At 59.6% G+C, this 26,700-nt stretch carries 22 protein-coding genes; 13 read left to right on the forward strand and 9 right to left on the reverse strand.

Translation table 11 applies throughout. The annotated features are described in order from the left end of the window. On the reverse strand, positions 1-1,341 hold a 1,341-nt coding region (locus tag HW556_RS11490; RefSeq protein ID WP_176900188.1), incomplete at its 3' end, for a penicillin acylase family protein. Positions 1,342-1,439: 98 nt separating this feature from the next. Here HW556_RS11490 and HW556_RS11495 point away from each other — a divergent pair. Genes HW556_RS11495 through HW556_RS11505 form a run of 3 tightly spaced genes read left to right on the forward strand, consistent with a single transcriptional unit; the run spans position 1,440 to position 4,322 of the window. Beyond that, positions 1,440-2,390, forward strand: a complete 951-nt coding sequence (locus HW556_RS11495; RefSeq protein WP_176900189.1) for a mechanosensitive ion channel family protein — start codon at positions 1,440-1,442, stop codon at positions 2,388-2,390. 29 nt (positions 2,391-2,419) lie between these two features. Then, positions 2,420-2,938 carry a DUF421 domain-containing protein gene (locus HW556_RS11500; protein WP_176900190.1) on the forward strand — a complete coding sequence of 173 codons (519 nt, stop codon included), beginning with the start codon at positions 2,420-2,422 and terminating at the stop codon, positions 2,936-2,938. Positions 2,939-2,972: 34 nt separating this feature from the next. Next, a complete protein-coding gene (locus HW556_RS11505) occupies positions 2,973-4,322 on the forward strand; it encodes a DUF2254 domain-containing protein (protein WP_176900191.1) in 1,350 nt (449 codons plus the stop codon). Between the two features lie 148 nt (positions 4,323-4,470). Here the strand turns inward: HW556_RS11505 and HW556_RS11510 are convergent, their stop codons facing one another. Beyond that, positions 4,471-4,824: a HesB/IscA family protein gene (locus HW556_RS11510; RefSeq protein ID WP_176900192.1), complete on the reverse strand. Its 354-nt coding sequence runs from the start codon at positions 4,822-4,824 to the stop codon at positions 4,471-4,473. Positions 4,825-5,043: 219 nt separating this feature from the next. On the opposite strand from HW556_RS11510, the gene HW556_RS11515 reads away from it, so the two are divergent. The 3 genes from HW556_RS11515 (at position 5,044) to HW556_RS11525 (ending at position 7,870) form a co-directional block, all read left to right on the forward strand. Next, positions 5,044-5,583, forward strand: coding sequence for a DUF7935 family protein (locus HW556_RS11515; protein WP_176900193.1), 540 nt, complete (start codon positions 5,044-5,046; stop codon positions 5,581-5,583). Positions 5,584-6,145: 562 nt separating this feature from the next. Next, positions 6,146-7,468 carry a PAS domain-containing protein gene (locus HW556_RS11520; protein WP_176900194.1) on the forward strand — a complete coding sequence of 441 codons (1,323 nt, stop codon included), beginning with the start codon at positions 6,146-6,148 and terminating at the stop codon, positions 7,466-7,468. Between the two features lie 51 nt (positions 7,469-7,519). Next, positions 7,520-7,870 (forward strand): hypothetical protein, encoded by a 351-nt coding sequence (locus tag HW556_RS11525; protein WP_176900195.1) that lies wholly within the window; start codon positions 7,520-7,522, stop codon positions 7,868-7,870. A 119-nt stretch (positions 7,871-7,989) separates the two neighbouring features. On the opposite strand, the gene bshA is transcribed toward HW556_RS11525, so the two are convergent. Together bshA and HW556_RS11535 are read right to left on the reverse strand one after the other, a co-directional pair. Then, the gene (gene bshA / locus HW556_RS11530) at positions 7,990-9,132 is read right to left on the reverse strand and encodes an N-acetyl-alpha-D-glucosaminyl L-malate synthase BshA (protein ID WP_176900196.1); all 1,143 of its coding nucleotides are present in this window, start codon (positions 9,130-9,132) and stop codon (positions 7,990-7,992) included. Positions 9,133-9,273: 141 nt separating this feature from the next. Next, positions 9,274-12,228 (reverse strand): glycoside hydrolase family 3 N-terminal domain-containing protein, encoded by a 2,955-nt coding sequence (locus tag HW556_RS11535; RefSeq protein WP_176900197.1) that lies wholly within the window; start codon positions 12,226-12,228, stop codon positions 9,274-9,276. A 481-nt stretch (positions 12,229-12,709) separates the two neighbouring features. On the opposite strand from HW556_RS11535, the gene mutL reads away from it, so the two are divergent. From mutL to HW556_RS11550, 3 genes are all read left to right on the forward strand, one after another. Further along, entirely contained in the window at positions 12,710-14,770 is a 2,061-nt protein-coding gene (mutL, locus tag HW556_RS11540; RefSeq protein WP_176900198.1) for a DNA mismatch repair endonuclease MutL, read from the forward strand. Between the two features lie 229 nt (positions 14,771-14,999). Next, positions 15,000-15,788, forward strand: a complete 789-nt coding sequence (locus HW556_RS11545; protein WP_176900199.1) for a rhomboid family intramembrane serine protease — start codon at positions 15,000-15,002, stop codon at positions 15,786-15,788. A gap of 118 nt (positions 15,789-15,906) precedes the next feature. Then, a complete protein-coding gene (locus tag HW556_RS11550; RefSeq protein ID WP_176900200.1) occupies positions 15,907-16,827 on the forward strand; it encodes a rhomboid family intramembrane serine protease in 921 nt (306 codons plus the stop codon). 124 nt (positions 16,828-16,951) lie between these two features. On the opposite strand, the gene mdh is transcribed toward HW556_RS11550, so the two are convergent. Then, on the reverse strand, positions 16,952-17,893 hold the full coding sequence (mdh, locus tag HW556_RS11555) for a malate dehydrogenase (protein ID WP_176900201.1): 942 nt from the start codon (positions 17,891-17,893) through the stop codon (positions 16,952-16,954). Between the two features lie 250 nt (positions 17,894-18,143). Continuing rightward, complete coding sequence (gene tilS / locus HW556_RS11560; protein ID WP_246289624.1) at positions 18,144-19,517, reverse strand: tRNA lysidine(34) synthetase TilS; 1,374 nt, start codon at positions 19,515-19,517, stop codon at positions 18,144-18,146. A 348-nt stretch (positions 19,518-19,865) separates the two neighbouring features. Here tilS and HW556_RS11565 point away from each other — a divergent pair, with 348 nt between their 5' ends. Further along, positions 19,866-20,063: a FeoB-associated Cys-rich membrane protein gene (locus tag HW556_RS11565; RefSeq protein WP_176900202.1), complete on the forward strand. Its 198-nt coding sequence runs from the start codon at positions 19,866-19,868 to the stop codon at positions 20,061-20,063. A gap of 135 nt (positions 20,064-20,198) precedes the next feature. Continuing rightward, on the forward strand, positions 20,199-20,543 hold the full coding sequence (locus HW556_RS11570) for a hypothetical protein (protein WP_176900203.1): 345 nt from the start codon (positions 20,199-20,201) through the stop codon (positions 20,541-20,543). A 99-nt stretch (positions 20,544-20,642) separates the two neighbouring features. Here HW556_RS11570 and HW556_RS11575 read toward each other — a convergent pair whose 3' ends face one another. Further along, a complete protein-coding gene (locus HW556_RS11575) occupies positions 20,643-21,524 on the reverse strand; it encodes a mechanosensitive ion channel family protein (RefSeq protein WP_246289625.1) in 882 nt (293 codons plus the stop codon). Between the two features lie 123 nt (positions 21,525-21,647). Beyond that, positions 21,648-22,670: an SPASM domain-containing protein gene (locus HW556_RS11580; protein ID WP_176900205.1), complete on the reverse strand. Its 1,023-nt coding sequence runs from the start codon at positions 22,668-22,670 to the stop codon at positions 21,648-21,650. A gap of 249 nt (positions 22,671-22,919) precedes the next feature. Here HW556_RS11580 and HW556_RS11585 point away from each other — a divergent pair, with 249 nt between their 5' ends. After that, positions 22,920-24,827, forward strand: coding sequence for a vWA domain-containing protein (locus HW556_RS11585; protein WP_176900206.1), 1,908 nt, complete (start codon positions 22,920-22,922; stop codon positions 24,825-24,827). Between the two features lie 385 nt (positions 24,828-25,212). Here HW556_RS11585 and HW556_RS11590 read toward each other — a convergent pair whose 3' ends face one another. Next, positions 25,213-25,956 (reverse strand): porin family protein, encoded by a 744-nt coding sequence (locus HW556_RS11590; protein ID WP_176900207.1) that lies wholly within the window; start codon positions 25,954-25,956, stop codon positions 25,213-25,215. A 450-nt stretch (positions 25,957-26,406) separates the two neighbouring features. Here HW556_RS11590 and HW556_RS11595 point away from each other — a divergent pair, with 450 nt between their 5' ends. Further along, entirely contained in the window at positions 26,407-26,574 is a 168-nt protein-coding gene (locus tag HW556_RS11595) for a hypothetical protein (protein ID WP_176900208.1), read from the forward strand. Positions 26,575-26,700: the final 126 nt, after the last annotated feature.

Consider the following 26,700-nt stretch of genomic DNA (forward strand, 5'->3'; position numbering starts at 1 on the left):
GTTCTGCAGCCAGCCGCTGGCCGGGTTCTTCACCTGCACAATGTCTTCCGCCTGATGCAGGCCCTGCCACTCGGTTTTGGGGTTGCTGCCATCTACCGGCTGGCTCCAGTTGAACTGCGGGTCGCGGCGGGGCATGAAGTTGCCGTGCCAGTAGGCAATAGTGCCTTTGCTATCGGCAAACACCGTGTTGTTCGAGGCATTGCCGTTCAGCTTCATCACCTGCTGAAAGCTGGCGTAGTCGGTGGCCTTGGTGCGCAGGTACGACTGCTCCAGGGCCGCTACCGGCGTGTCCATCATGCGTACCGTCAGCCACTGGCCGTCGGGCTGCTGGCCTACTACCGGGCCGTGGTGAGTGTGGTAGGTGGTGAACTCGCGGGATTTGGTGGTGCCATCGGCGGCGCGGTAGGCCACGCGCACGGGCTGCTGGCGCACGGGCCGCTGCTCGGCCCCGTAGCGGTAGGTATAGCGGCCATCGGGCTGCTGGGCTACGGTTTCGAGGTACTCATCCATCGAGTCGGCGTAGCTGGAGGTGTGCATCCAGCCGCAGTGCTCATTGAAGCCCTGATAGATGAAAAACTGCCCCCACGTAACGGCCCCGTAGGCGTTCAGGCCGGCTTTGCTGGTCATCTGCACCTCGGGCCGGAAATAGAACGAGGTGTGCGGGTTGATGAGCAGCAGCGGATGGCCGCTGGCGCTGAGCTGCGGCGCGATGGCAAAGCCATTGGAGCCCAGCGAAGAACGGTCCAGCAGGTCCTCTTTGGTAGGCAGCTGCGGGGGCTGCCAGCCAGTGCCGGGGGCCAGCTGCCGACTGTAAAAAGCCTTCAGGCGCTCTACCGGCACCACGCTTACATTGCCCCCAATGCTGCCTTCCGAAAACAGCAGTGGCATCCAGGGCTGGAAGCGGCGCAGCAGTTGGGGTTTGGTTTGGGGGTGGGTATGCAGGTAGTAGTTGGTGCCGTCGGCGAAGGCCTGCAGCAGCTGCCGCATCCAGTTGGGGCTTTTCTGGTAGAGCGCAATGGCCTGGGTGCTGTCCATGAACAGGCGGGCGCGTAGGTCGTGGTAGAGGGCGCTTTCACCCTCCACCTCGGCCCGGCGGCCCAGCGCATCAAGGTAGTTGGCTTCCACGCGCGCGAAATCATCCTCGCACTGGGCGTAGAGCAGGCCGAACACGGCATCAGCATCAGTCTGGCCACTAACGTGGGGTACGCCCCAGGTGTCGCGGGTGATGGTTACCTGCTTGGCCTGGCGCTGCCAGCGGGCAATTTCGGCGGACTGAAAGGCCTGGGCCCGCGCCCCGAAGGCGCTCAGCAGCAGGAGGGAGGCAAGGATGGGAAGGCGCATGGGTGCAAGATAAGCGCCTGCCGTTAGTTCCTGCCCTCGCCAACCAACAACCAACACCCTCGTACAAACATTACGCTCAACTTAAACCCTCCATCTGTATGGCCGACGAATTCAGCCAAGTGCTCAATAGGTATTGGGAACAACTCCTCTATATGCTACCGCGGCTGCTGATTGCGGCCGTTGTAATGGGGGTAGTGTGGGTGGGGGCCAGTCGATTGCGCACCTGGCTGGCAGCCAAGCTCAGCACCCACTCCGATGACCCGCTGCTAACCGACTTCCTGACCCAGGTGGGCCGCTGGGTGCTGGTACTGGTGGGGCTGGTGGTGGCGCTCAATATCCTGGGCTTTTCGGGCGTGGTAGGCGGTATTCTGGGGGCGGCGGGCCTGTCGGCTTTCGTGGTGGGTTTCGCCTTCAAGGATATTGCCGAGAACTTCCTGGCTGGCATCATTCTGGCCTTTAATCGTCCTTTTGGGGTCAACGACACGGTGAAGATTCAGGACATGTTCGGGCAGATAACCAAGCTCAACCTGCGCACCACCGAAATGGATACCTTCGACGGCCGCGACATCTCTATTCCCAATGCCATTGTGCTCAAGGAGCCGCTCATCAACTATACCCGCGACGGCTACATCCGCCAGGAATTTATTGTAGGCGTTGATTATGATGACGATGTGGCCGCCGCTATTGCCCTGATTTTGGAACAGGTGCGCCAGGAGCCGGAAGTGTTAACCGAACGCGAGCCATTTGCCATTGTCGATGAGCTGGCGGCCAGCACTGTAAACCTCAAAGTGTTCTTCTGGACCAACACCGACGATTACCGCCGGGCTACGCTGGAGCTGCGGAGCCGGGTAATGAACCGGGTGAAAAAGGCCCTCATGGCCGGCGGCTACGCCCTGCCACCCGATATTCTGGAGTTGCGACTGCCCACTAAAATGCCGGCCATACCTATTCAAGTGGCCATGGCCGAGCCCGGCACGCTCGCCGACCCGCCCGACGACCCCAAAAAGCCCGCTGCTGCGCCAGCCAATACCGGACTGGGCCCTAGCTAAGCCAACGGTTTTAATTCAGAAAGTATAGCATGGAAAAAATCTTCTTCTCTAACTGGGAAAACATCATCCGGCTGCTCATTACCGGGGTGTTGGCCTATGTGGGGCTGTTACTGTTGCTGCGGACCTCGGGCAAGCGTACGCTGTCGAAAATGAATGCCTTCGACCTGATTGTAACGGTGGCCCTTGGTTCGACACTGGCTTCTACGCTGCTCAACAAAAGCGTGCCCCTGCTCGAAGGACTACTGGGCATGGCCCTGCTCATTGGCCTTCAATTCGTGATTACCTGGTTGGCAGTGCGCTTTAAAGCCGTTGACCGGCTGGTGAAGGCTGAGCCCTCGCTGCTCGTGTACGAAGGTCATGTGTTGCCAGACGCCATGCGGCAGCAGCGCATTACGGAAGGCGAAATACTAACTGCTCTGCGCGAGAATGGCATCAACTCCCTCAGCGAGGCCGCTGCGGTAGTGCTCGAAAACAACGGTACCCTTACGGTGCTTGATAGCATCAGCCACGGGGTCAAATCGGCCTTAAACGACGTGCCAAGGGCATAACTGCCGGTATGGTCGTCCTCCTTTTCGCTTTCCTATGAACAGACTGAAGACCTGGTGGCTGGGCATCAACTCGAGCCTGTGGTTTGTGCCGGCCCTGATGGTGTTGGGGGCCTTGGTGCTGGCCTATGCGCTGGTGCTGCTCGATGCCGGCACCAGTAACAAATGGACTGACAACTATCCGCTGCTGTTTGGCGCCGGAGCCGATGGTGCCCGCGGGATGCTTTCGGCCATTGCCAGCTCGGCCATCACGGTGGCGGCCCTCATTTTCTCGCTCACACTCTCCACGCTGGCTACCGTTTCGGGTCAGTACACTTCGCGCATCCTGCGCAACTTCATGCGCGACCGGGCCAACCAGGTGGTAATGGGGTTTTTCGTGAGCATTTTCGTGTATTGCCTGGTGGTGTTGCGCACTGTGCGGGGCGGCGACGAAAGCGGGTTTATCCCGCCGCTGGCCGTGTCGTTTGCTCTGCTCATGGCACTGGTGAGCATTGGAATGCTGATATTCTTTATCCACCATATTGCTACCTCCATTCAGGCCGCCAACATTATTGCCAGAGCTGCCGAGGAAACCATTGCCGGTATGACGCGCATTTTTCCCCGGCAAGTAGGGGAGGAGGCCGGAGATGAAGCCGAGGAGCGGCTGCGCACCGCCGACCTTCACTGGCATGTGGTAATGGCCGACGCCAGCGGCTATGTGCAGGGAGTAGCCAGCAACGAATTGCTGGACTTTGCGGGACAACAGAACGCAGTGGTGCGCCTCGAACACCGCCTCGGCGGCTTTATAACCTTGGATACGCCCCTGCTTTCGGTAGCCTATTACGACTCGGGGCGGCCGCCCACCGAGGAGGAGGAAAGTAAACTTAATGGCCATTTCTCCATTGACACGCAGCGCAGCATCAACCAGCAGGATGTAGCGTTCGGCTTTCGTCAGATTGTAGATATTGCCCTCAAGGCCCTCTCGCCGGGTATCAACGACACTACCACGGCCATTATGTGCATCGACCGGCTGGGGGCCATGCTTGCGTTTTTGGCCAACCGCGCACTGGACCAGCCCCTGCGTGCTGCCGACGGCCAAGTACGCGTTATCGCCCGCACCCGCGACTTCAACGACTTCGTATGCCTGGCTTTCGACCAGATACGCAGTAACGGCGACGATAATGTGGCCGTTCTACTGCGCCTGCTGTCGGCCATTCAAACCGTGGCCCGGCGTACCGGCTCCTATGCCCGCCGCCAGAGCCTGCGCAAGCAATGCGACCTGATTGAGGACGCCACCGACACTATACTGACCCGCGAGTACGAGCAAAACCAGGTCCGTTACCGGCTGATGGAAGTGCGGGCTTTTCTGGCCCAGGCCCTGCTGCCACAGGTACCCCTGGTGTCATAGGAGCGAGCGGTAATATGCTATTTGCCTTTCGTGGGCTCACCAGAAAAAGTAAAAGCCTCCACCGATACATCGGGGGAGGCTTTCAAAATTGGCAAATCAGCGTTTGAAACTAAGCCAGCAACTGATAACTGTCAGCCAGAAACGTGAATTATGCCGAGAACGAAGAGCCGCAGCCGCAGGTGCTTTTGGCTTGGGGGTTGCTGAAGATGAAGCCGCGGGCATTGAGACCATCCTGGAAATCGACTTCCATGCCCAATACATACATAGCATGCTTTTTATCCATGATGAGCAGCACACCATCGATGTCGAAGGTTTCGTCCTGATCCTTGGGCTTGTCAAAACCCAGCAGGTAACTCATGCCCGAGCAGCCGCCGCCCTGCACGCCTACCCGCAGGCCATATTCGCCGGGTACAGCCTTCTCAACGAGAATATTGCGAACCTCCTCCAGGGCGCGAGGAGTGAGGGTGATGGGAGCAAGTTTGGTGGAAACGGCCGTTGCCATAATGCGTTCGGTTTAGAAGAAGTAGAGTGCAAAGATACAACGCCGTCGGTAGTCGGGCAGAAGTCCCGGCCAAAACATCCCGGCCCATCAGGCGGCAGGAGGGCGGCGTTTGAGGCTACAACAGCGGCTTGGCCCTGCCGGTTCACGCCTTATCTTTACCTGCGCAACGAGCCCCTCCCTTCTGGCCCGGCCCGCCGTTTGCTCCACCTATCTGCCCGCATGGACACTACCGCGTATATCTTCGACCTACTCAAAATTATTCTGCCGGCCCTCATTGTAGCCGGTGCCATCTATCTGCTGTTCCAGCAATTTCTGGAGCGCGAGCAGCAGCGCCGCCTGCTCGAAATGCGCCTGGAGGCCAGCAAAGCCACCTTGCCGCTACGCCTGCAGGCGCTGGAGCGCGTTACGTTGCTGCTGGAGCGCCTCAGCCCCCAAAATCTGCTCATTCGGGTGAGCAGCGCCAACCTACCGGCCGCCGATTACCACCGGCTGCTGCTCCAGGAAATTCGGGCCGAAGTGGAGCACAACCTCAGTCAGCAACTCTACATGCAGCCCGAAACCTGGGCGGCCGTGCGGCAGGCTCAGAACACTGTTAGCAACCTCATCAGCAGCCAGTTTCAGAAGCTGCCCAACCCCGCCGAAGCCCGCGGCTCCGAGCTGGCGCGCCGCATCCTTGAAACCATGATGAATGATCAGCTTCCCGACCCTACTGCCGCTGCTATTCTGGCGGTAAAGCGCGAGGCAGTAGCCATGTTTTAGGTGAGGCATTTGGTTACTCAGTTGGTAAAAAGAATGTATCCTGAGCCCGGGAGGGGTTGTGGCCATGTTTATTCAGGACTTAGTTATTTGTGGGTGGCAGCGCCGGGATAAGTGGTTTAGCCAAGAACTGCCGCAGATAGGACGCCTAATGCTGTTGATGAGCCCGAAATATAGTCTGGCCCATATGGCGGGCGAACTGGCGCGGTAACATTCGGGCTGAATAACAACAAGCGAAATGGTTGCGCCTGCGCCTGCCGGCACTAGTATTTCCCGGCTTCGGTTAACTGTTCGAAACTGCGAGGAATTCCTCTGCCAGTGCACGCGGGTAGTAGCTTTCACGAGGTGTGTAAGGCCTGGCAAGAAAATGTTTGGCAGAGAATATCAGGCGGAGGGCCGCAGAGTATCTTTACCTCACTAGCCTTTACTTACTCGCGGACTACAGCCACTTATCTGCCCCAGCCTGGCGTTGCGGTTGCTTGCTGATTCGGGAAGTTTTTTACTGACCCGGACTTTACCACGGCTTCATTACTGCCCGCCAATTTTACGTCTACAATTTTCCTTCATGGCCGATTCTCTTGCTTCCGTCGATTTTCAAGGTCTGTTTCGGACGCTGCCGGGTGCCTACCTGTTACTGTCCCCCGATGGCACCATCCTCGACAACTCCGACGAGCACGTGGCCGTGTCGATGCTGCCCCGCGAGCAGGCGGTAGGCCGCTATATTTTCGATGCCTACCCCGGCGACCCCCAAAGCCAGGCCGATCTGCTGGCCTCGCACGAGGCGGTGCGGCGTACCTTGCGGGTTCATGTGATGCCGCTGCTGCGCTACGATATTGCGCGGCCCGCCGCGCAGGGTGGCGGCACCGAGGAGCGGTACTGGCAGATTTCCCACCATCCCCAGCTCGACGCCCACGGCGAGCTGCGCTACATCCTGCAAGCGTCGGAGGACGTGACCGAGGCCATACTGGCCGCCCGCCACGCCGCCGAGGTACAGCGCGAACTCAACGAGGCCACCGAGCGCAACCGCTTTGTCCTCGAAAGCCTGCCTACACTGGTATGGACCACCCAGCCCGACGGCACCGCCGAATTTTTCAACGCCCGCTGGACTGATTTCACCGGCCGCTCCCTGGCCGATACCCTGGGTTGGGGCTGGGTGGCCGACCTACACCCCGACGACGTGGCCCCCACCACCGCCCGCTGGGAAACCGCCCGTCAGCAGGGCAGTTCTTACCAGGCCGAGTACCGTATGCGGCGGCGCGACGGCAGCTACCGCTGGCACCTGGCCACGGGTGTACCACGCCTTGGGCCCGACGGTCAGATTCAAATGTGGGTGGGCTGCAATGCCGACATCCATGAGCAAAAGCTTATGGTAACAGAGCTGTTGGAAGCCAATGAGCAGCAGGCCCTGCTCTCGGACCAGGCCTACGAACAGTACCAGCGGGCCCAGCAGCAGCGGCAAATTCTGCTGGACCTCTTTGCCGATGCCCCGGCCATGATTAGTGTGGTTCGCGGACCTGACCACCGCTACGAGTTTGCCAACACTCGCTTTAAGGAGTCGGTGGGCCAGCAAGACCTGGTGGGAAAAACCGTGGCCGAAGTGTTTCCCGAAATTGTGAGTCAGGGCATAATTGCCATACTCGATGGTGTGTTTCGCACCGGTGAGCCCATGGTAGGTAATGAGCTGTTGGTGCAGCTGGCCGGCCCCGACGGCCAGTTACGCGACTGCTACTTCAACTTTTTCTACCAGCGCTTTGAGGAAAACGGCCAGCCGGCTGGTATTACGGCCTATGCCTACGATGTGACTGAGCTGGTGCGCACCCGCCAAGCCCTGGAGCAACTCCGCGGCCGAATGTCGGACGCCCCCACCGATAGCGAGTTGGCTTTTTAGGCAAAGACCTGCCCGTGCTTCCTCATCTACCCGCTTTCTGTAATTCCTGGCATGCCTCTCTCTTCTTTCGACTTTCAACAGGCCCGCGTTAAGCAGGTACTTTTTAAGTCGCGGCTGCGCTCGGTGCTCTACGGGGTGCGCGAAGCTGAGCCGGCCCTGTTTACGTACGCCGAAAACCCGCTGGGCCAGTGGATTCAGATGGTTTTAAAGCCCGAATTGGGCAGTCAGCCCGCCGTGCAGGAACTGGAAAACACCCTGCAGCAAATGCTGGGTACCAGCTTCGAGCTGGCCAACCGCTACCAGCGCGGCCTCATCGAGGAGGCCCGCGCCGGCCTCGACCAGATTAACACCTTCGCCGACCAGATCGAAAACCAGTTGCTTTCACTGGAAAGCCACCTGTAACCCAAACCCCAGCGGCTGTTTGAACGAAGGCACTGTACAGCTTCAGTAGGATGTAGAGCTCGGACTGTTTTTGAGTCCAGCTTCGCGTTACAGGCTCACGGCCTTCTTTTGCGTAAATTCTATTTTTGAACGTTCACCGCCACTGCATCAATAGCGCGCTGATAGCAGTCTTCATAAAGAGGCACCACCGTATCGAGGGCGAAGGTTTCGGCGCGGGCGTGGGCAGCGGCCTTAAAACGGGGCAGGTTTTCGTCGTCGAGCACGTAGAGGGCGTTTTTTACCATGTCGGCCACGTCGCCTACGTTACTGACCATACCGGTTACGCCGTGCTCATTCAACTCGGGGATGCCGCCGGCGTTGGTGCTGATAACGGGCACCTCACAGGCCATGGCCTCCAGGGCCGCCAGACCGAAGCTTTCCTTTTCGGAGGGCATCAGAAACAGATCGGCAATGCTGAGCACCTCCTCCACGGCCTCCAGCTTGCCCAAAAAGCGGATGTCCTGACACAGGCCGATGTCGCGGCAGAGCTTCTCGATGCGCGGTCGATCGGGGCCGTCGCCAACCAACAGTAGCTTGGCGGGCATCTGGGCGCGTACACCGGCAAAAATATGCACCACGTCATCTACCCGCTTCACCGAGCGGAAGTTGCTGGTGTGCACCAGCAGCTTTTCGCCTTCGGGCGCAATAGCGGCCTTAAAATGGTTTTTGGCCTGCTTCTGAAAACGCTCCAAATTGACGAAGTTGGGAATTACCTCAATTTCCTTCTCGATGGCGAAGTACTCGTAGGTTTCGCGCCGCAAATCGGCCGACACGGCCGTTACGCCATCACTCTGGTTGATGCTAAAGGTTACCACCGGCTCGTAGCTGGCGTCTTTGCCTACCAACGTAATGTCGGTGCCGTGCAGCGTAGTGACCACCGGAATGCGGATGCCGCGGGTAAGCAGAATCTGCTTGGCCATGAAAGCGGCCGAAGCGTGCGGAATGGCATAATGCACGTGCAGTACATCAAGCTTCTCGTTCTGGGCAATGTCCACCATTTTGCTGGCCAGCGCCAGCTCGTAGGGCGGAAACTGAAATAGTGGGTAAGGGGGGATATATACCTCGTGGTAGAACAGGTTCTCGTTGAAGAAATCCAGGCGTACTGGCTGGCTGTAGGTGATGAAGTGGACACGGTGCCCACGCTGCGCCAGGGCCTTTCCCAATTCGGTGGCTACGACGCCCGAGCCGCCAAAAGTGGGATAACAAACGATGCCGATGTTCATACTGAGAGGGACCAGATAGGCGTAGCGCTACGCGAAAAGACAGAAAAACAGGGGACAAAAAAACCGGCGGTGAGTTGCTCCTGTCTGGAACGCCTCACCGCCGGTTGCGGAATCAAATAAACGCAAATGTCGGACAACAGATCATGACTTTTGCAGTGCCTTGTAAATCACATCATGGATGCGGGTGCGGATGTTGTACTGCACCAGCTTCTTATTGCCGGCGTCGGGGTATACGCGGTTAGAAAGAAAGATGTACATGATTTTGTTTTCCGGGTCCATCCAGACGCAGGTGCCGGTAAAGCCGGTGTGGCCGAACGTGCTGGCCGGCGACAGGTTGCTGGTGGGCCCCTCGGGCTTGCTTGGGTCGCCCCGGTCCCAGCCCAAGCCCCGGCGGCTGCCCTCTTCAATGCCGCGGGCAAACTCGGTTACCACGGGCGTCTGGAAGAAGCGCTGCCCGCCGTAACGGCCATTCTGCAGGTTCATTTGCATGAGCACGGCCAAGTCGTTGGCATTGGCAAACAGGCCGGCGTGGCCACCTACGCCCCCCACCAAGGCGGCGGTCTGGTCGTGCACGCTGCCCTGCAACAGGGTGCGGCGGTAGTAGGTATCGTTTTCGGTGGGCGCAATACACGACTTTGGGAATTTGTCGAGCGGGTTGTAGGTCATCGAGTTCAGGCCCAGCGGGCGGTAGAACTGCTGGGCCAGAAACTGCTCGATGGGCTGCTTGAGAAGCTTTTCAGCCAGCCGCTTCATCACTATAAAGCTCAGATCGGAATATTCGACCGGGTACTTGCCCTTCACCTTGGGCAGCAGCGCCGATTCCTGCACCCAACCCCACACCGCGTCGTCGGAGGATGCGGCACTGAACAGGTTGGGCGTTACCTCGCGCGAGAATTTGGGCGACTCGGTGCTGGCGTAGAACTCGGGCTTGGGGCCGCTGCTGGTAACGGTTCGCTCCCAGGTAGCAATACCGGGCTTGAGGCCAGCGTGGTGCATAAGCACGTCGCGCACCGTCATGTCTTTTTTATTGGTCGTCTTTAGCTCGGGCAGGTAAGTCGCCACCTTCTCATCAAGGCTGAGGCGGCCCTCATCCTTTAGCCACATAATGGCCTGGAGCGTGCCGGCAACTTTGGTTATCGAGGCCAGGTCGTAGAGCGTGCCGTTGTTGACAGCCTGCTCCTTGTCGTAGGTGTAGAAGCCGTAGCTTTTGTCGAACACCACCATCCCGTCTTTGGCTACCAGCACCTGGCAGCCGGGGGCAGCGGCGTAGGCCACGGCCTCCAGGGCTACATTGTCGATCTGGGCCAGAATGCGCGAGTCAAGACCAACCTCCTCGGGTGTACCGTAGCGCAGGCGGCGGAAGTCGGGGGTGGGCAGGCCCTGGCCGGCTTTCAAGTCTTCGGACACCGTAACCGGCAGGCGGCCTCTGGCGGGTAGCGCCCCGAACAGTACCTGCGGCACAACCAGCTGTGAGGCGAAATTGTCTTCGTAACCGCACACCAGGTTGCGGCTGGCTTCCACGTTTTTGAGGGCGTAAGCGTTGCCGAACATCACCACCACCGTTTTCAGGCGCGGGTTGGCCTGCAGCGTTTGCAGAAACTTCAGCGCCCCGTCGCCGAGCCCATAATTATGGACCGGCGTGTTGTTCATATTGTGCAGGCTCACCACCACTACATTGTAGGGGGCCAGCTGCCGGCCAATGCGGCTGAAAGTGGAATCGGGGGCGTAGCGGTTGGGCACGGCGTACACCGGTCCGTTCTGGTACTTGCCCATCGTTTCGCGGTAGGTCTCCGCCTGCGAGCCAATAGTGATGGAGGCAATGCGCAGCGTGTCGAGGCGCTGAAAGGGCAGAATGTCGTCGTCGTTCTTAACTACCGTTACCGCGTGCTCATATATCTGCTGCTGTACCATGCGGCTCAGAGGCCGGTTCAGGTTGGCCATCAGGTTGGGCACATCTACCGGGCGGTAGTGGTTGAGGCCGGCCCAAAACTTAGCCCGTAGCATCTTCCGCACCCGCGAATCCACGTCGGCCTGCGCAATTTTACCATCCGCAATGGCTTCCTTTATCTTCTGAACGGCCATGGGCACATCCTCCGAAAACAGTAGCACATCGTTGCCGGCCAGCAAGGCCAGCGCATCCAACTCGCCGCCCTTGTACAGGTCCGATACGCTCTTCATGTTAAGTGCATCGGTGAACACGAGCCCCCGAAAGCCCATCTTATCCTTGAGCAAACCAGTAACCAGATTGGGCGAGATAGTAGCCGACAGCGTGCGGCTAGTATCGAGCAGCGGCACGAATAGGTGGCCCACCATCACGCCCATCACGCCCTGGTCGATGGCGCGGCGGAAGGGGTAGAGGTCGATGTTGGTGAGCCGGGCCAGGTCGGAGTTGATAACCGGTAGAGCCACGTGCGAGTCCACATCGGTGTCGCCGTGGCCGGGGAAGTGCTTGACAACGGCCATCACGCCGTGGTCCTGCAGGCCGCGGATGTAGCGCACGCCGCGGGCCGCTACCTGTTCCTTGTTCTCCCCGAACGAGCGGTTGCCGATAACCGGGTTGCTGGGGTTGGAGTTGACGTCGATGACGGGCGAGAAACTGACGTGAACGCCCAGCGTTTTGAGGTTGAGCGCAATTTCGCGACCCATCTGGTACACGTACTCGTCGTCGTCCATGGCACCCAGGGTCATGCCTTTGGCGAAGTGCATGCTCGAATCGAGGCGCATATCGAGGCCCCACTCGGCATCCATGGCAATGAGCAGCGGCACCTTGGAGGCAGCCTGGTAGCGGTTGGTGAGGTGGGCCTGCCGGCGCGGACCGCCCTGCAGAAACATGAGCCCGCCAATGGCATAGTTCTTCACCAGAAACTCGGTGTACTGAACGTGCTTACGGTCTTTGTTGGAGTAGGCGGCCACCATAAACAGCTGGCCCAGGCGCTGCTCGGGCGTGAGGCCCGCAAATACGCTGTCGACCCACTGTTGCTCGGCGGCTGTCATGGGCCGGCCCATGTCGGCCGCCGGTGGAGCGGAGGAAGAAACAAACAGGCCGGTGAGGGCCAGGACCAGCAAAAAAAGCCCAATCCTAAATTCTTTGCGCATCGGCCCCGGTAATTCTGACTAAATTGGTACTAGTGGATGACGAGCCGAAAAAAAGTAATTTTGCTCCTTCAACCAAGGTCTGGACAATAGTTAGCCGCATGTTACGCAACCGCTACCGCCTTTACAACCCGGCCACTCACCCCGCCCAACGCCGAAGCTAGCCGAATGGTGTCGGCACGGCCTGCCAAAGTTGGCTGCAAACTTACGGAGAAATTCCCGACGCCGGTTGTTATCAGGCGGATAGAATCAAAATGCCAACCGTAAAAAGGGCAAAAAAAGAACGTGTTATGCTGAACGTAGCGGAGCGCAGTCGAAGCATCGCTACCGCTTTGCTTCACTATTAATTCAACGAAGCGGTAGGTATGCTTCAGCTATGTGGAAGCCAGATAAGGCGTAAAAAGGTCCTGCCATCCCTATGCCTCCTGTCTGCTACCTGTCTACCTCCCGTACTCTAGCTCCCAACTCCTCGCTTCCCCTAAAAATGCCCGATATTATTCAACTGCTGCCCGAGTACCTGGCCAACCAGATTGCGGCCGGCGAAGTGGTGCAGCGCCCGGCTTCGGCCGTAAAGGAACTGCTCGAAAATGCCGTGGACGCCGGTGCCACCCAGGTGCAGCTGATTGTGAAAGACGCCGGCAAGCAGCTGGTGCAGGTAGTGGACAATGGGGCCGGCATGAGCCCGACCGATGCGCGCATGAGCCTGGAACGCCACGCCACGAGTAAAATCCGCACCACCGACGACCTGTTTCGCATCCGCACGCTGGGTTTCCGGGGCGAGGCGCTGGCCTCCATTGCCGCCGTGGCCCAGCTGGAGCTGCGCACCAAAACCCGCGACCAGGACACCGGCACACTGCTGCTGGTAGAAGGCTCGCAGATTACGAGCCAGCAGCCCGTGGCCTGCCCCGACGGCACGAGCATCAGCATGAAAAACCTGTTTTTCAATGTGCCGGCCCGCCGCAACTTCCTCAAAAGCAACGCCGTGGAAATGCGGCACATTCTCGACGAGTTCCAGCATGTGGCGCTGGCCAACCCGCAGATTGCGTTTTCGCTTTTTCAGAACGACTTGGAGGTGTTTAACCTGCCGGCCGGTAAGCTGGGCCAGCGCATTGTGGCGCTGCTGGGCAATGGCTACAAGGAGCAGCTGGCGCAGGTGGACGAGGAAACCCCGTTTCTGACGGTGCACGGCTTTATTGGCAAGCCCGAGTCGGCCAAGAAGAGCCGGGGCGACCAGTTCTTCTTCGTCAACAACCGCTTTATCCGCTCGGCTTACCTCAACCACGCCGTGCTCACGGCCTACGAGGGCCTGCTGCCCAAAGACACGCATCCGTTCTACGTGCTGTTTCTGGACCTCGACCCCAAGAGCATCGATATCAACGTGCACCCCACCAAAACCGAAATCAAGTTCGAGGACGAGAAAACGGTGTACGCCATTGTGCGCTCGGCCGTGAAGCAGAGCCTGGGCCTGCACAACATGGCGCCCTCGCTCGATTTCGCGGGTGATGTGAACTTCGGGGCCATCCGGCCGCTGCAGCTTTCGGGCAACGAGCGGAACCCCTTCGACGACAATGCCGGCCGGCCCGATGCGCTGGCCGCCGCCGCCAGTGCCGCCAACAACTTGGCTAACCCGCGCTCTGCCAGCCGAACCGCCAGCGCCTTCGAGCGGCCCCTTACGCCGCGCCCCACCGAGCAGGCCAAGCAGGAGCTGGAAGATTTCTACCGCAGCCTGAGCCGCGTGAATCTGCCCGACGTGGAGCACGAGGCCACCGCCGCCGGCGTAACCGTGCCCAAAGTGCCGGTGTTGCCGCCGCCTACCACGCCGCCCACCGCCGAAACCGTGGATCCCGAAACCGGCGAAGTGCTGCCTGCCGCCCCGGCCGAATCAACCCCGCCCGCGCCGGAAACGGAGCTGCAACCGGCCGCCCCGCTGCCGGCTACGGCCGCCGCGCCCGAGCTACCGTTGCTGGAGTCGAGCACCGGGCCGGGCAACAAGGTGCTGCAGCTGCACCAGCAGTATTTGCTGGTGCCGGTGAAGTCGGGCGTGATGCTGATTGACCAGGTGGCCGCCCGCGAGCGAATCCTGTTCGAGCAGTACGCCCAGGCCCTGGAGCGCGACGTTAGTGCTTCCCAGACGCTGCTGTTCCCGCGCACCATCACCTTTACGCCCCAGGATTTTGCCGTGCTCCGCGAAGTGGAGGACGCGCTGCGGGCCCTGGGTTTCCGCTTCACCGATTTCGGCCGCCACACCATTGCCGTCGAGGGCATTCCGGCCGATGTGCCGGCCCGCGACGAAAAGGAGCTTCTGGAAGGCCTGATTGAGCAGTTCCGCAATGGCGGCCCCGTGAAGCTCGACCGGCGCGAGCAGATGGCGCGCGCCCTGGCCCGCCGCGTGGCCGCTAGCGCCGCCGGAGCCCGCCTCTCGGAGCGCGAGATGACGACTATCGTCGATAAGCTTTTCGCCTGCACCGTGCCCAACTACACCCCCGACGGCCGCCGTACCATTGTGATGCTGGAGCTGAGCCAGCTGCGGGAGTTGTTTGGGTAGGAGGGAAGGCGGCGAGGTGAAAAAAGAGCGTCATGTCTCATCTGGCGTCCGTACACTCGAAGCATCTCCACCGCCTCTTTGTAAACAACGGCTCAACTAAGCGGTAGACATGCTTCGACTCGGGCTGCGGCTTCGCCCAGCATGATGTTCCTTTGTATTGTTGTTCTCTGCTGCTCGCTCTGCATTTCCTGCTTGCAGTTCCTTCCTTCCCGTTTCTAGCTCCCTCTATATGTTTCAACTCACGCCGACGGTCCGCAATCTGCTCATCGCCAACGTGGTTTTCTTTCTGCTGGCCAACACCCTGCCGGGTGGGCTGGGCTTGCTGGCACTCTACCCGGTGGGTTCCGAGTTCTTTCAGCCCTGGCAGTTTCTGACGTATATGTTCATGCACGGCGGCATCGGGCATATTTTCTCCAATATGTTTGGTCTGATGGTGTTCGGGCCGTTGCTGGAGCAGCGCTGGGGCGGGCAGCGCTTTCTGATTTTCTGGCTTGTTTGCGGGCTAGGGTCGGGCATGCTCTACTCGGGGCTGCGCTACTACGAAATCAATAAAATGCGTCAGAACATCGAGGCTTTTCAGCAGGACCCTTCGGACCTTCACTTGCAGGATTTCGCGGACGAACATGCTAAGCAATACAACCCAGGGGCCTTCGATGCAGTGGTTCGCCAGCTCCATGCCACGCCCGACGACTCTGGTTTAGTGCAGGGCATTCTGAATTCCATGCAGGAGCTATATAACCGCAGCCTGAACATGCCCATGGTGGGAGCCTCGGGGGCACTGTTCGGAGTGCTGTTCGCTTTTGCCTACCTGTTCCCCAACACCACGCTCTTTATTTTTCCGCTGCCCGTACCCATTAAGGCCAAGTACCTAGTACCCCTATACGGCCTCTACGAGCTGTACAGCGGCGTCAACCAAACTCCCGGCGACAACGTGGCTCATTTTGCCCACGTGGCCGGTTTGCTGGTTGGTTTCGTACTGGTGATGCTCTGGGAACGGAACCGCAAGCAGTTTTACTAGTATTTCGGTTGTAGTTGCTCGTTTTTTGCTTTCCGTTGTTTAAAGAATTCAGCGGAAAGCCGCAAAGCCCAACGAGCCACCGCCCGCGAGAAACGACCAACAAGAAACGACCAACGAGATGAGTGTTTTCCATGATATCCGCACCGCGTTCAGCCGCCGCGACAATGCGCTCAACCAACTGCTGCTCATCAACGTGCTGGTGTTTGTGTTTCTGGTGCTCACCGAGGCCATTATGCGCCTCACCAGTACCTATGCGCAATATTACCCCAACCTCATCCGCCAGTTCCAGCTGCCCTCCGACCTGCCGGGCCTGCTACGCCACCCCTGGACGGTGCTTACTTACGCCTTCACCCACGAAGGCTTTCTGCACATCCTCTTCAACCTGATAAACCTGTACTGGTTTGGGGCCCTGGTGCGCGAGTACCTCGGCGACCGACGCCTGGTGAGCGTGTACATTCTGGGGGCGCTGGCGGGGGCGTTGTTTTTCGTGCTTTCCTATAACCTGATTCCGGCCCTGCAGCCGGCCCTTGGTATTCCGCTGATTGGGGCTTCGGCGGGTGTTACGGCTATTATCATGGCCGCCGCCACGCTCATGCCCGAGTATCAGTTCAACCTCATTCTTATCGGGCCGGTGCGCATCAAGTACATTGCGGCCGTGGTCATTCTGCTGTCAATTCTGGCCATCAACCAGGGAAACCCCGGCGGTGGCATTGCCCACATCGGTGGGGCAGTGCTGGGCTATATCTTCATCAGGCAGCTGCGCGCCGGCCGCGACCTGGGCCGCCCAGTGCAGGCCGTGGGCGACTGGGTGGGCCGGGTGTTCTCCAAGCGTCCCAACCTGCGCGTCACGCACCGCACCCCTGCCGCAGCTTCCGTTGCTACCGCCAGAGGTACCGCACCAGCCGCCAGCCGCAAAACCAGCAACACCCAACCTGCCGAAGACGAAATCGACCTCATCCTCGACAAGATTTCCCACTCCGGCTATGAAAGCCTGTCCAAGGAAGAAAAGCAGAAGCTCTTCAAAGCCAGCCAACAATAAATCACAGAAGTTGCAGCTGATTGGATGTCGCTGATATCTGATCAGTAGTTAAAGCCAAACGGCCGCCCTGCAGGATGCAGGGCGGCCGTTTGGCTTTATGGAAAACCAGAAAACTGGTATATCTCTAGGCGTTAGCCTTGTTCATTTTGTCCAGGGCGTCCATTACTTCTTTCACGTGGCCGCGGGAGGTTTCGAGCAGCGCTTTCTCGTCGTCGTTGAGCTGCAGCTCAATTACTTTCTCGATGCCGTTCTTGCCCAGGATAACCGGTGCGCCGAGGTACACGCCGTCCATGCCGTACTCGCCTTCGAGCTTCACGCACACGGGGAACACGCGACGCTGGTTGCGTACAATGGCTTCTACCATCTGAGCTGCGGCCGCGCCGGGCGCGTACCAAGCCGAAGTACCCATCAGTTTCACCAGCTCGCCGCCGCCGACGGCCGTGCGTTGCACAATGGCGTCAAGCTCTTCTTTGCCGATGAGTTCGGTAACGGGAATGCCGCCCACGGTAGTGTAGCGGGGCAGGGGAACCATGGTGTCGCCGTGGCCACCCATGAGCACTGCCTGAATGTCTTTGGGGCTCACGTTGAGCGCCTCAGCCAGGAAAGCGCGGTAGCGGGCCGTATCGAGGATGCCGGCCATGCCGAATACCTTGGTGCGGTCGAGGCCGGAGGTGAGGTGGGCTTGGTAGGTCATCACGTCGAGCGGGTTGCTGACGATGATGATGATGGCGTTGGGCGAGTGCTTCACCACCTGCTCGGTCACCGATTTCACGATGCCGGCGTTGGTCGAAATCAGGTCGTCGCGGCTCATGCCGGGCTTGCGGGGCAGGCCCGAAGTAATCACAACCACCTCCGAACCGGCGGTGCGCGAGTAGTCGTTGGTTACGCCCACCGTGCGGGAATCGTAACCGATAACAGGGGATTTCTGCCAGATATCGAGGGCTTTGCCTTCGGCGAAACCCTCCTTAATGTCAACCAGAACAATCTCGTTGGCAATTTCGCGGGTGGCCAGTACATCAGCGCAGGTCGCGCCTACATTGCCGGCTCCAACTACGGTAACTTTCATTGAGCGGTGGAATTGGGTGTGAATATTGGGATGCGCGTAAAGTTACGGCGTAGAGTTTAGAAGTGAGGGGTGCGTACAGAGAAGTGAAACGGGGGAGGTGAGAAGGAAGAGGAAAGAACAGTCATTCTGAGCGCAGTCGAAGAATCTCTACCGCTTGGTTGCCGCCGGCTGGGTTACCATTGTAGTAGAGATTCTTCGACTGCGGCTGCGCCTCCGCTCAGAATGACGTTCCTTTTCTCACTTCTCCAACTCACATTCGCCGTATCACCAGCACGCGCTCGGTTTCTTCGGTCACCTTGAACCGGTCGTCGGGGCGGTGGCCGATAACCCAGGCAATTTTACCGTCGGCCGACACCAGCACCCACACGCTGTCTTTCAGGTTGAGGGGTACTTTCTGGTCGATGAGGAAGTCGGAAAGCAGCTTCTTACCCTTCATGCCGATGGGCATAAACCAGTCACCTTCCTGCCAGGGGCGCACCGTGAGCGGGAATTTGAGCGCGTCGGCATCGAGGGCGGCCAAGGCTTTGCCGCGGGGCGGCTCGTAACCTTCCGGCACTTCGAGTAACTCGGTACGCAGGTGTAGCCCGTCAATTTTAAGCACTTCCTGGCCCGCTTGGAGCTGGTAGGTGCCGAACTGACTGAGCCGACGCGGCGTGATGACCAACTGCTCGCGGTCCTTCACCAGCAGGTGCGTCGGCGACTCGAAGCGGCGGCCCGGCTCGGCCCCGAAGCTGCGCACGATATCCTTTACCACCGGGTAGGCAAAGCCGAAGGGCCGCAACAACTCGTGCAGCACCAGGGCCGTGGCGGCGGTGTTTTGTAGCAGCCGAATGTCGAGGTAGGTGGCCTCGGGTTCGGTGCGCTGGGCCTGGGCGGCGGTGTCGGCCACGTAGCGGCGCACTATTTCTTCGGCCCCGCCCACCCGCTCGGCCGTAGTGCTCATGGTGTGGTCGAGGTTGGGGTTGATGTCGCGCAGTACCGGTAGCACCTCGAGGCGCAGGCGGTTGCGCTGGTACACCGGCGAGTCGTTGCTGGCATCCTCGCGCCAGATGAGGCGGTTTTCCACTACATAGTCGAATAAATCGGGCTTGCTCACGGCCAGCAGCGGCCGCACGAGGTAGCCGGTCTTGGCCTTGATGCCGTGCAAACCCGCTAGCCCGGTGCCGTGGGTGAGGTTGAGCAGCATGGTTTCGGCCGCGTCGCGCTGGTGGTGGGCGGTAGCAATGGCGGCGTAGCCCTGCTGCTGGCGCACCCGCTCGAACCACTCGTAGCGTAGGGCCCGTGCCGCCATCTGGGTCGAAATCCCTTCCTGCTCAGCGAACTTCTTGGTCTGGAAGAACTCGGCGAAGTAGGGCGCCTTGTACTGCTGGGCCATCTTGCGCACAAACTCCTCATCGGCATCGGCCTCTTCGCCGCGCAGCCCAAAATGGCAGTGCGCCACGGCAAACGGCTGCTCCAACCGGTGGAGTACATCGGCCAGCACTACCGAATCGAGCCCGCCACTAACGGCCACCAGCAGGGTGTCGGTGGGGGAGAAGAGGCTGTGTTCTTGAACGTAGGCTTGAATCTGGTCGAGCATGGAGGAGTAGTTAGCGGCGCAGGTTGCGGCGTATTCTGCCAGCATAAGTAGAGGCGGGGCTGGCCCCCGCCCGGCGTTGAACGGTGCAAGTCGGTTTCGTTCAGTGGCGGGCGGGGGGGCGGCCCCCCCCCCCCTCCCTTTTTCTCCCACATTTCGCCAAGAAAAACGATAACCCCCCCCCCTTCCCCCCTTTTTTCCCCAAAAGCGCCGTCTCAGGTTGTTTTTTTTTTTTTTTTTCTGTGGGTTCCGCCTCCTGGGGGGGGGGGGGCCCCGCCCCCCCCCCCCCCCCCCCCCCACCACCCAACCCTCCGCCGCGGGGGGGGGGGGGGGGCCCCCCCCCGCCCCTACAACGTTCTGAGCAGTATGACGTCTCTTCACTAACCAATAATCAGCATGTGGTTACAGTATCTCATCATCGCGTTACTCTTTGCGGGTGCGGCATTTTACGTAGGACGCATCTTCTGGCGGGCTTTTGATAAGCGCCAGAGCGGCTGCGCCAAGGGGTGCGGCAGCGCCTGCTCGGGTTTCGATGTAGACCAGATTCAGCGCACGATTGACCTGGCTCAGCAACGGCAGAAAGCGGCTGGCTAAGGTTAAGCTTGCTTTTCGGTATTTCGATATAACCTGCCCCCGTACCGGCTACGTATAGCCCGGCACGGGGGCAGTAGTATTAGCCGCCCTCGTTATTCCTTTCCTGTACTCTCTCCGACACCTAATCCCCTGGTCATGCAAGACAACGAAAAAGAACGTAGCCTCGTGAATGTGGAAAGCAAGCTGAACGCCGACGGCTTCACGGCCGATTTCCGGGTAACCGACGGCAAGCTCTTCCCGCTCAGCGACGATAACAGCGCCCGCGGCTACATGCCCGAAGAAGTAACCATCGTGGATTTCTACCGCTTTGAAGGTGAAAGCAACCCCGACGATATGTCGATTCTATACGCCATTGAAACCACCGACGGCGTTAAAGGGACCATTGCCACGGCCTTCGGAACCTACGGCGACACGAACGTGGACGAATTCCTGAAAACGGTGGAAGACCTGGGCAAAAACCTCGACAAGAACCACAAGTAGCGGCTCACGAAGCTATTTGCCCTAAAGCCAACATTCCGACCTCCCGCTTACTGAGCGGGAGGTCAGAATGTTGGCTTTAGAAGCCTTTCAATCAGGTGGTTATTGTTGTTGCTGTTCCTGTTCCTGTTGCTGTTCGGGCGCGCGGCCCAGCCCCCGGCCAAGCTTATCGAGTAGCTCGGGCGAAATGTCGAGGGTGCGGATGGGAAACGGAATGGAGATATCGGCGTGGTCGAAGGCGCGCTTGATGCGCATCATAGCCTCGCTCTTGGCACTCACGTAATCGGTCTGGCGGCGGTACGGAATCCAGAAACGCAAAGTAAAGTTGATGGAGCTTTCGCCAAACTCAGTGAACATCACCTCCAGCGGCCGTTGCGTGAGCATGCCCGGGAAGTCGTGCATGCACTCCAGCACCACGGCCCGCACCTGCTCCAGGTTGGCATTGTAGCTCACGCCGCAGGGCACATCGACCCGGCGTTGCGTGGTTTCGGTGAAGTTGATAACCGAGCTTTCGAACACCTTACGGTTGGGCACGCGCACCAGCTCGCCCGTTACCTGGCGCAGATCGAGCGTACGCAGGTTGATTCGCTCAATAGTACCAAAATAGGTTTCGGTCTGGATGACGTCGCCCACCGTAAAGGGCCGCTGCACGGCAATGAGAATACCGCTGATAAAGTTGGCCGCAATATCCTGGAAGGCAAAACCCAGCGCCAGACCAATAATGCCGACACCGGCCAGCAGGGAGGTAACCGTTTTGTCGAGCTGTAATACTTCGAGCGTGAAGAATAAGCCGATCAGCAGCACGGCCACATGTATAATGGTGGCAATTAGCTGGTTGAGCGTAATGCTGGGCGAAACTCGGGTCAGCAGCCGCTCCACAACGCGGTGGACCAGCTTGGCTACGAAGTAGGTAACCGTGAGAATAAGGATGGCGATGAGCAAGTTGGGCAGTAGCAACAGCACCGCCTGTGCCCAGCGCGCCAACTTATCCGAAATAAGCTCAAAGGCTCGTTGAAAATCTGTTGTTCCGAACATGAAAAAGTTCTAATATTCAAGGCAGAGGCAAACCGATGCCGGACCGCTGGAAGCAAAAATTATACTTGTTTTCTACCCCCAGACTTTAGTGCCTTCTGAGCAGTTGCGGCACATCTCAATCTGGTCGCGGCCTTTAAGCAGCGAGGCGCGGAACTGCCGGTACTTGGGGCCGTGCCAAAGCTGGCGGAAAGTCTGGGTCTGCAGGTCCCCGAGGCGGTATTCGGCGTCTTTGTCGAAGCAGCAGGGCACCACGAGGCCGTCCCAGGTTATCACGCACGAGTGCCACATCTTCCAGCAGTGGTTGAGCAGCTTGTTTTTGAGGTTCCAGGTACCGTCGCCCTGGTTTTCGTAGCGCGAGTAGTAGTCGATGGTCGGGATGAGGGGCGAGCCGTTGTGGTGGTCGTAAATCTGGGCCGTTTTAAACCACACGTCGTCCACGCCCAGCTCGCGGGCCAGCGTGCGGGCTTCATCCAGTTGGTGCTCGTTGGGCCGCACAACCAGAAACTGAAACACGATGCGCGGCGTGCTCGATTTCAGCTCCTTGCGCCACTTCACTACGTTTCGGGTACCCTCCAGTACCTTATCTATCTTGCCGCCTACGCGGTACTGCTGGTACACCTCTTGGGTGGTGCCATCGAGCGAGATGATGAGCCGGTCGAGGCCCGATTCCACGGTGCGGCGGGCATTGTCGTCGTTGAGGTAGTGGGCGTTGGTGCTGGTGGCCGTATAGATGCCCTTGCCGGCTGCATACTTCACCAAATCGAGGAAGTTGGGGTGCAGGTAGGGCTCACCCTGGAAATAGAAAATCAGGTACCAGAGCCGCGAGGCTACCTCATCAATGGTTTTGCGGAACAGCTCGTCGGGCAGCATGCCGGTGGGCCGCGTGAAGGAGCGCAGGCCGCTGGGGCACTCGGGGCAGCGCAGGTTGCAGCTGGTGGTGGGCTCGAAGCTGAGCGCCACCGGCAGCCCCCAGTGCCGGGCCTTGCCGGTGGCCTTGCTCAAAATGTATCCTCCTACCACCTGGGCCCCGTTCCAGAGGCGGCGCGGGGTGGCTTTAGACAGGAAATTAAGCGAATCGGTGAGCAGTGAGGACATAAGTGGGGCAAAGGTACTGCGCTTGTGGGGAGTCATTAGCTGAACGTCATTCTGAGCGGAGCGAAGAATCTCGCGTGCTGACGTCGTATGACTATTGTTCAACGAAGCACGCGAGATTCTTCGCTCCGCTCAGAATGACGGTCGGTTTTCAGGTTTTTTAAAATTTCGTGTGGAATCCACGCCGGCCGCGCATCAGCTACTCAGAACCCGGCCGGTTCATGATGGTTCCACCTTCTATTCTTTCTGCTGATGCACCGTTTCCTCTATCTCGCGCTGGCGGCCGGGCTGTTGCCCGCATGTCCCGCTGCGGCCCAAACCAGTTCGGCCCCGGCCACCGCCGTGGCTCCGGCCACTTACATCGTTACCGGCCGCGTAACCGACCGCACCACTGGTCAGGGCCTGCCCGGCGTCACGGTCGTGGTCAAAGGCACCTCCATCGGCGTCAGCACCCAGGCCAATGGCACCTACCAAATTGAAGTGCCCAAGTCAGGCAAAGCGCTGGTATTTAGCTCAATTGGATTTGCTTTGAAAGAAGTGAAGCTCAATGGCCAGCAGGTGGTAGATGTAGGACTGAGTGCAGATTCGAAACAACTCAGCGAAGTGGTCGTGACGGGTACGAAAGGCCGCGCCGCTGGCATCCGGATTCGCGGGTCGGTGTCTAAAAGCCCGTCCGCCGATATGGCCGCTTATGGCCGCCCATACTTCCCGCAGCCCGAGCCCGGTGCGGGCGACACCTACGCCAGCGTGGCCGAAAACGGTTTTCGCTCGGCGCAAAAGGAGCCGCTCAGCACCTTCAGCATTGATGTGGACGCCGCCAGCTACAGCAATGTGCGCCGCTTTCTGCAGCAGGGCCAGCTGCCGCCGCCCGAGGCCGTGCGGGTCGAGGAAATGCTCAACTACTTCCAGTACGATTACCCCCAGCCCGCTGCCACGGCCGCCGAGCCGTTCCGTGTCATCACCGAGCAGGCCCAGTGCCCTTGGAACCCCCAGCACCAGCTGGTGCAGGTGGCGCTGCAGGCCCGCCGCCTAGCCACCGACAAGCTTCCGCCCGCCAACCTAGTTTTTCTGATCGATGTGTCGGGCTCAATGGACGGTCCTGACCGGCTGGGATTGGTGCAGCAGGGCCTGAAGCTGCTGGTGCAGCAGCTGCGCCCCCAGGATAAAGTGGCGCTGGTTGTGTACGCCGGGGCCGCCGGCATCGTGCTGCCACCCACCGCCGGCTCCGAAAAAGCCACTATTCTGCGAGCCATTGATAACCTGAGTGCGGGCGGCTCGACGGCCGGCGGCGAGGGCCTGCGCCTGGCTTACGATGTGGCCCGCCAGAACTTCAACGCCCAGGGCAACAACCGCGTCATCATCTGCACCGATGGCGACTTCAACGTGGGCGAGCAGAGCGACAGCGCCATGGAGCGCCTCATTGTGCAGCAGCGCGAGTCGGGCGTATTCCTGACGGCGCTGGGCGTGGGCCGCGGCAATTACCAGGACCAGAAAATGGAGCTGCTGGCCGACAAGGGTAACGGTAACTATGCCTACCTCGACAACCTCGACGAAGCCCGCCGGGTGCTCGTCAGCCAGTTCGGCGGCACCTTGTTCACACTGGCTCAGGATGTGAAGCTGCAGGTCGAATTCAACCCCGCCCGGGTGCGCGAGTACCGCTTAGTGGGCTACGAAAACCGCCTGCTGGCCGCCGAAGACTTCAACAATGACCGCAAAGATGCCGGCGAGCTGGGCTCGGGCCACACCGTTACAGCCCTCTACGAAATCGTGCCCGTGGGCGCGCCTACCACCGTTGATGCGCTGAAGTACCAGCCCGCTCCGGCCACGACTCCGGCGCTGGCCTCGGCCGAGCTGCTGACGGTGAAGCTGCGCTACAAGGAGCCGCGCGGCACCATGAGCCGCCTGTTGGCGCTACCGCTCTCCGGCGTAGCCCGGCCCTTGGCTGATGCCAGCGAAAACCTGCGCTTTGCTGCCGCCGTGGCCCAGTTTGGCATGCTGCTGCGCCAGAGCGAGCACCGCGGCACCGCCACCTACGAGGCCACCGCCCGCCTCGCCGACGGCGCCCGCCGCTTCGACCCAGAGGGCTACCGCGCCGAACTGGTGCGCCTCGTGCGCCTGGCCCAGGGCCTGCAGCCGGCTCCGGTAGTAGGTGCCCGCTGAAAACCGTCGGCGCGGCAGTTACCGCAAAAGGCCTCGCAGCTTGCGGTAATCATTAAAATAAATGCGGGTTCGGGCCGTTAGCTTGCAACTTAACGGAGCCAGCCGGTGCTCCTGCTTACAGCAGATAGCTTGGTTGCCGCCTGCAAGCTCCTCAATGCCGGCCCCAGCAAATCCGGCCCCCATATTCCGAAGGCGGTCCACCTCACTCACAGACGGCGGGCGCAGTGAGTTGCAGCTCCTGTGTCACCCACGTCGCCGGGCCGCCTTCGGTTTTTTATTTTGTACCAAGAAGTATGTATTGGATAGTGAGATGCCGTTCTACTGACCCCAATAGGCTGGTAGAACGGCATCTCACTATCCAATACGCACTTTCTCAATACTTGCCTTAAAAGGAGTAGTTCAGCGAGGCTTTGATGACGCGGTTCTGAATATCGAAGTTGTTGTTTTTGTCGAGGGAGACCAAGCCGTAATCATAACCGGCGTTCAGGCCGAAGCCGTTCTGGAACTGGTAGCCCAGGCCGCCCACTACGGCAAAATCCAGTGTCTGCAGCCGGTTCTTTATATCAAAATCGTTCTGGTAGGCCGTAAACCCGAAGGCGCTGGCCTTTACCCGGGCTTTGCCCGAGAGCAGCAGCGAAGCCTGCGGGCCCGCGTACACGTAGAGGCCATCGGTGATGTAGGCTTTGGCCAGAATCGGAATATCGAGGTAAGCCAGGCGGGCGGTACCGTCGAGCTTGGCGTTGAGGAATTCGAACTGCTCGAACGGAATGCGGCCGTTCAGCCTCACCCCCTTCTCGGAGTACCCCAAGCCGGGCTCGATGGCAAAGCGCGGCCCCAGCGGCAGCGTGACATATAGCCCGGCGTAAAAGCCGGGTTTCATCTCCTGGGTGAGGGCACCGTTGCCCAGCGCGGCAAAGTCCTTGAATGTATCCACGGCGTCGCCCGAAAAGTCGGCCACGTTTACGCCGGCCCGGATGCCGAACTTTACGCCATCGGTAGCCGACGAGGAGGAATAGGTGGGCGCGGGCCGAACCGGAACGCGGCGTACCTGTGCTTCGGCGGCGGTAGTCAAACCAGCAACAAATAGTGTAGCGGCGGCGAGGCGAGCGAATAGCTTAGTAGTAGTCATGAGCGGAAAATATGGGCGAAAGAAGGCCTGAGAGGCAGTTGTGAGGGGGATATGGCAAAACCGTGCCAGATTGGGCGCTGGTCTCAGTCAGGCTAAGCGCAATGCATTGAACTTAAGGCCGGATGTTGCAGCAGGAGAGTTGGCCCGCCGAGGCAATTGTTGACCAGCACAGGCGCAGCACCAGCCGAATCGACTACCGTTCGTTAGGATTTTTTTAAGCGTTAGATTTGGAATTGCCAGTTTGCTGCCCCACCTTGTCGCCATGCTTCAGTCTGCCGCCCGCTTTTATTCCAGCTTTTATTTCTACTGCTTCCCCAGCAGTCGAGCGGCCGTTCTGTAGTATTTCACACCGAAATTTTCAGCGCCTCCCGACACTCTCGGGAGGCGCTTTTTTTGTGCCCTTGGTCACGCGCCTCAAACACCAAACTCTCTATTTCATTACCTCACCTCATGGTTGCTATTCAGGGTTTTGAGGGCTTTTTCCATCAGATTGCGGCCCGTCGGTATTTCGGGCTGGCGTTAGCCGTGCCGCCGACCGGGCCGCACCTGGCACTGCTTTCCACTCCGGCCTGGAGTTCGACGAGCCATCCCAGCTCGCGGCCACTCTCGCGGCCCTAGTTCCGCTCACCGATAGCCTGCAGAGTGGGTGCCTACTGCCGGGAGGCTATGGAACTTGAGTTGAATGAAAGAGTCGCGCTTACGTTAAGCGTATCGGAGCGGCTGAAGCATACCGTAGTTGCCACC

This window comes from Hymenobacter terrestris, from assembly GCF_013377905.1.
GTDB classification, from domain to species: domain Bacteria; phylum Bacteroidota; class Bacteroidia; order Cytophagales; family Hymenobacteraceae; genus Hymenobacter; species Hymenobacter terrestris.

What these genes read in the sequence shown, in the direction of transcription:
- HW556_RS11495 (WP_176900189.1), top strand. Translation starts at nt 1,440, where the DNA reads ATGGCCGACGAATTCAGCCAAGTGCTCAATAGGTATTGGGAACAACTC.
- HW556_RS11515 (WP_176900193.1), top strand. Translation starts at nt 5,044, where the DNA reads ATGGACACTACCGCGTATATCTTCGACCTACTCAAAATTATTCTGCCG.
- bshA (WP_176900196.1), bottom strand. Translation starts at nt 9,132, where the DNA reads ATGAACATCGGCATCGTTTGTTATCCCACTTTTGGCGGCTCGGGCGTC.
- HW556_RS11565 (WP_176900202.1), top strand. Translation starts at nt 19,866, where the DNA reads ATGTGGTTACAGTATCTCATCATCGCGTTACTCTTTGCGGGTGCGGCA.
- HW556_RS11585 (WP_176900206.1), top strand. Translation starts at nt 22,920, where the DNA reads ATGCACCGTTTCCTCTATCTCGCGCTGGCGGCCGGGCTGTTGCCCGCA.
- HW556_RS11535 (WP_176900197.1), bottom strand. Translation starts at nt 12,228, where the DNA reads ATGCGCAAAGAATTTAGGATTGGGCTTTTTTTGCTGGTCCTGGCCCTC.
- HW556_RS11550 (WP_176900200.1), top strand. Translation starts at nt 15,907, where the DNA reads ATGAGTGTTTTCCATGATATCCGCACCGCGTTCAGCCGCCGCGACAAT.
- HW556_RS11525 (WP_176900195.1), top strand. Translation starts at nt 7,520, where the DNA reads ATGCCTCTCTCTTCTTTCGACTTTCAACAGGCCCGCGTTAAGCAGGTA.
- mutL (WP_176900198.1), top strand. Translation starts at nt 12,710, where the DNA reads ATGCCCGATATTATTCAACTGCTGCCCGAGTACCTGGCCAACCAGATT.
- HW556_RS11505 (WP_176900191.1), top strand. Translation starts at nt 2,973, where the DNA reads ATGAACAGACTGAAGACCTGGTGGCTGGGCATCAACTCGAGCCTGTGG.
- HW556_RS11500 (WP_176900190.1), top strand. Translation starts at nt 2,420, where the DNA reads ATGGAAAAAATCTTCTTCTCTAACTGGGAAAACATCATCCGGCTGCTC.
- HW556_RS11570 (WP_176900203.1), top strand. Translation starts at nt 20,199, where the DNA reads ATGCAAGACAACGAAAAAGAACGTAGCCTCGTGAATGTGGAAAGCAAG.
- HW556_RS11545 (WP_176900199.1), top strand. Translation starts at nt 15,000, where the DNA reads ATGTTTCAACTCACGCCGACGGTCCGCAATCTGCTCATCGCCAACGTG.
- HW556_RS11580 (WP_176900205.1), bottom strand. Translation starts at nt 22,670, where the DNA reads ATGTCCTCACTGCTCACCGATTCGCTTAATTTCCTGTCTAAAGCCACC.
- HW556_RS11590 (WP_176900207.1), bottom strand. Translation starts at nt 25,956, where the DNA reads ATGACTACTACTAAGCTATTCGCTCGCCTCGCCGCCGCTACACTATTT.
- HW556_RS11510 (WP_176900192.1), bottom strand. Translation starts at nt 4,824, where the DNA reads ATGGCAACGGCCGTTTCCACCAAACTTGCTCCCATCACCCTCACTCCT.
- tilS (WP_246289624.1), bottom strand. Translation starts at nt 19,517, where the DNA reads ATGCTGGCAGAATACGCCGCAACCTGCGCCGCTAACTACTCCTCCATG.
- mdh (WP_176900201.1), bottom strand. Translation starts at nt 17,893, where the DNA reads ATGAAAGTTACCGTAGTTGGAGCCGGCAATGTAGGCGCGACCTGCGCT.
- HW556_RS11520 (WP_176900194.1), top strand. Translation starts at nt 6,146, where the DNA reads ATGGCCGATTCTCTTGCTTCCGTCGATTTTCAAGGTCTGTTTCGGACG.
- HW556_RS11595 (WP_176900208.1), top strand. Translation starts at nt 26,407, where the DNA reads ATGGTTGCTATTCAGGGTTTTGAGGGCTTTTTCCATCAGATTGCGGCC.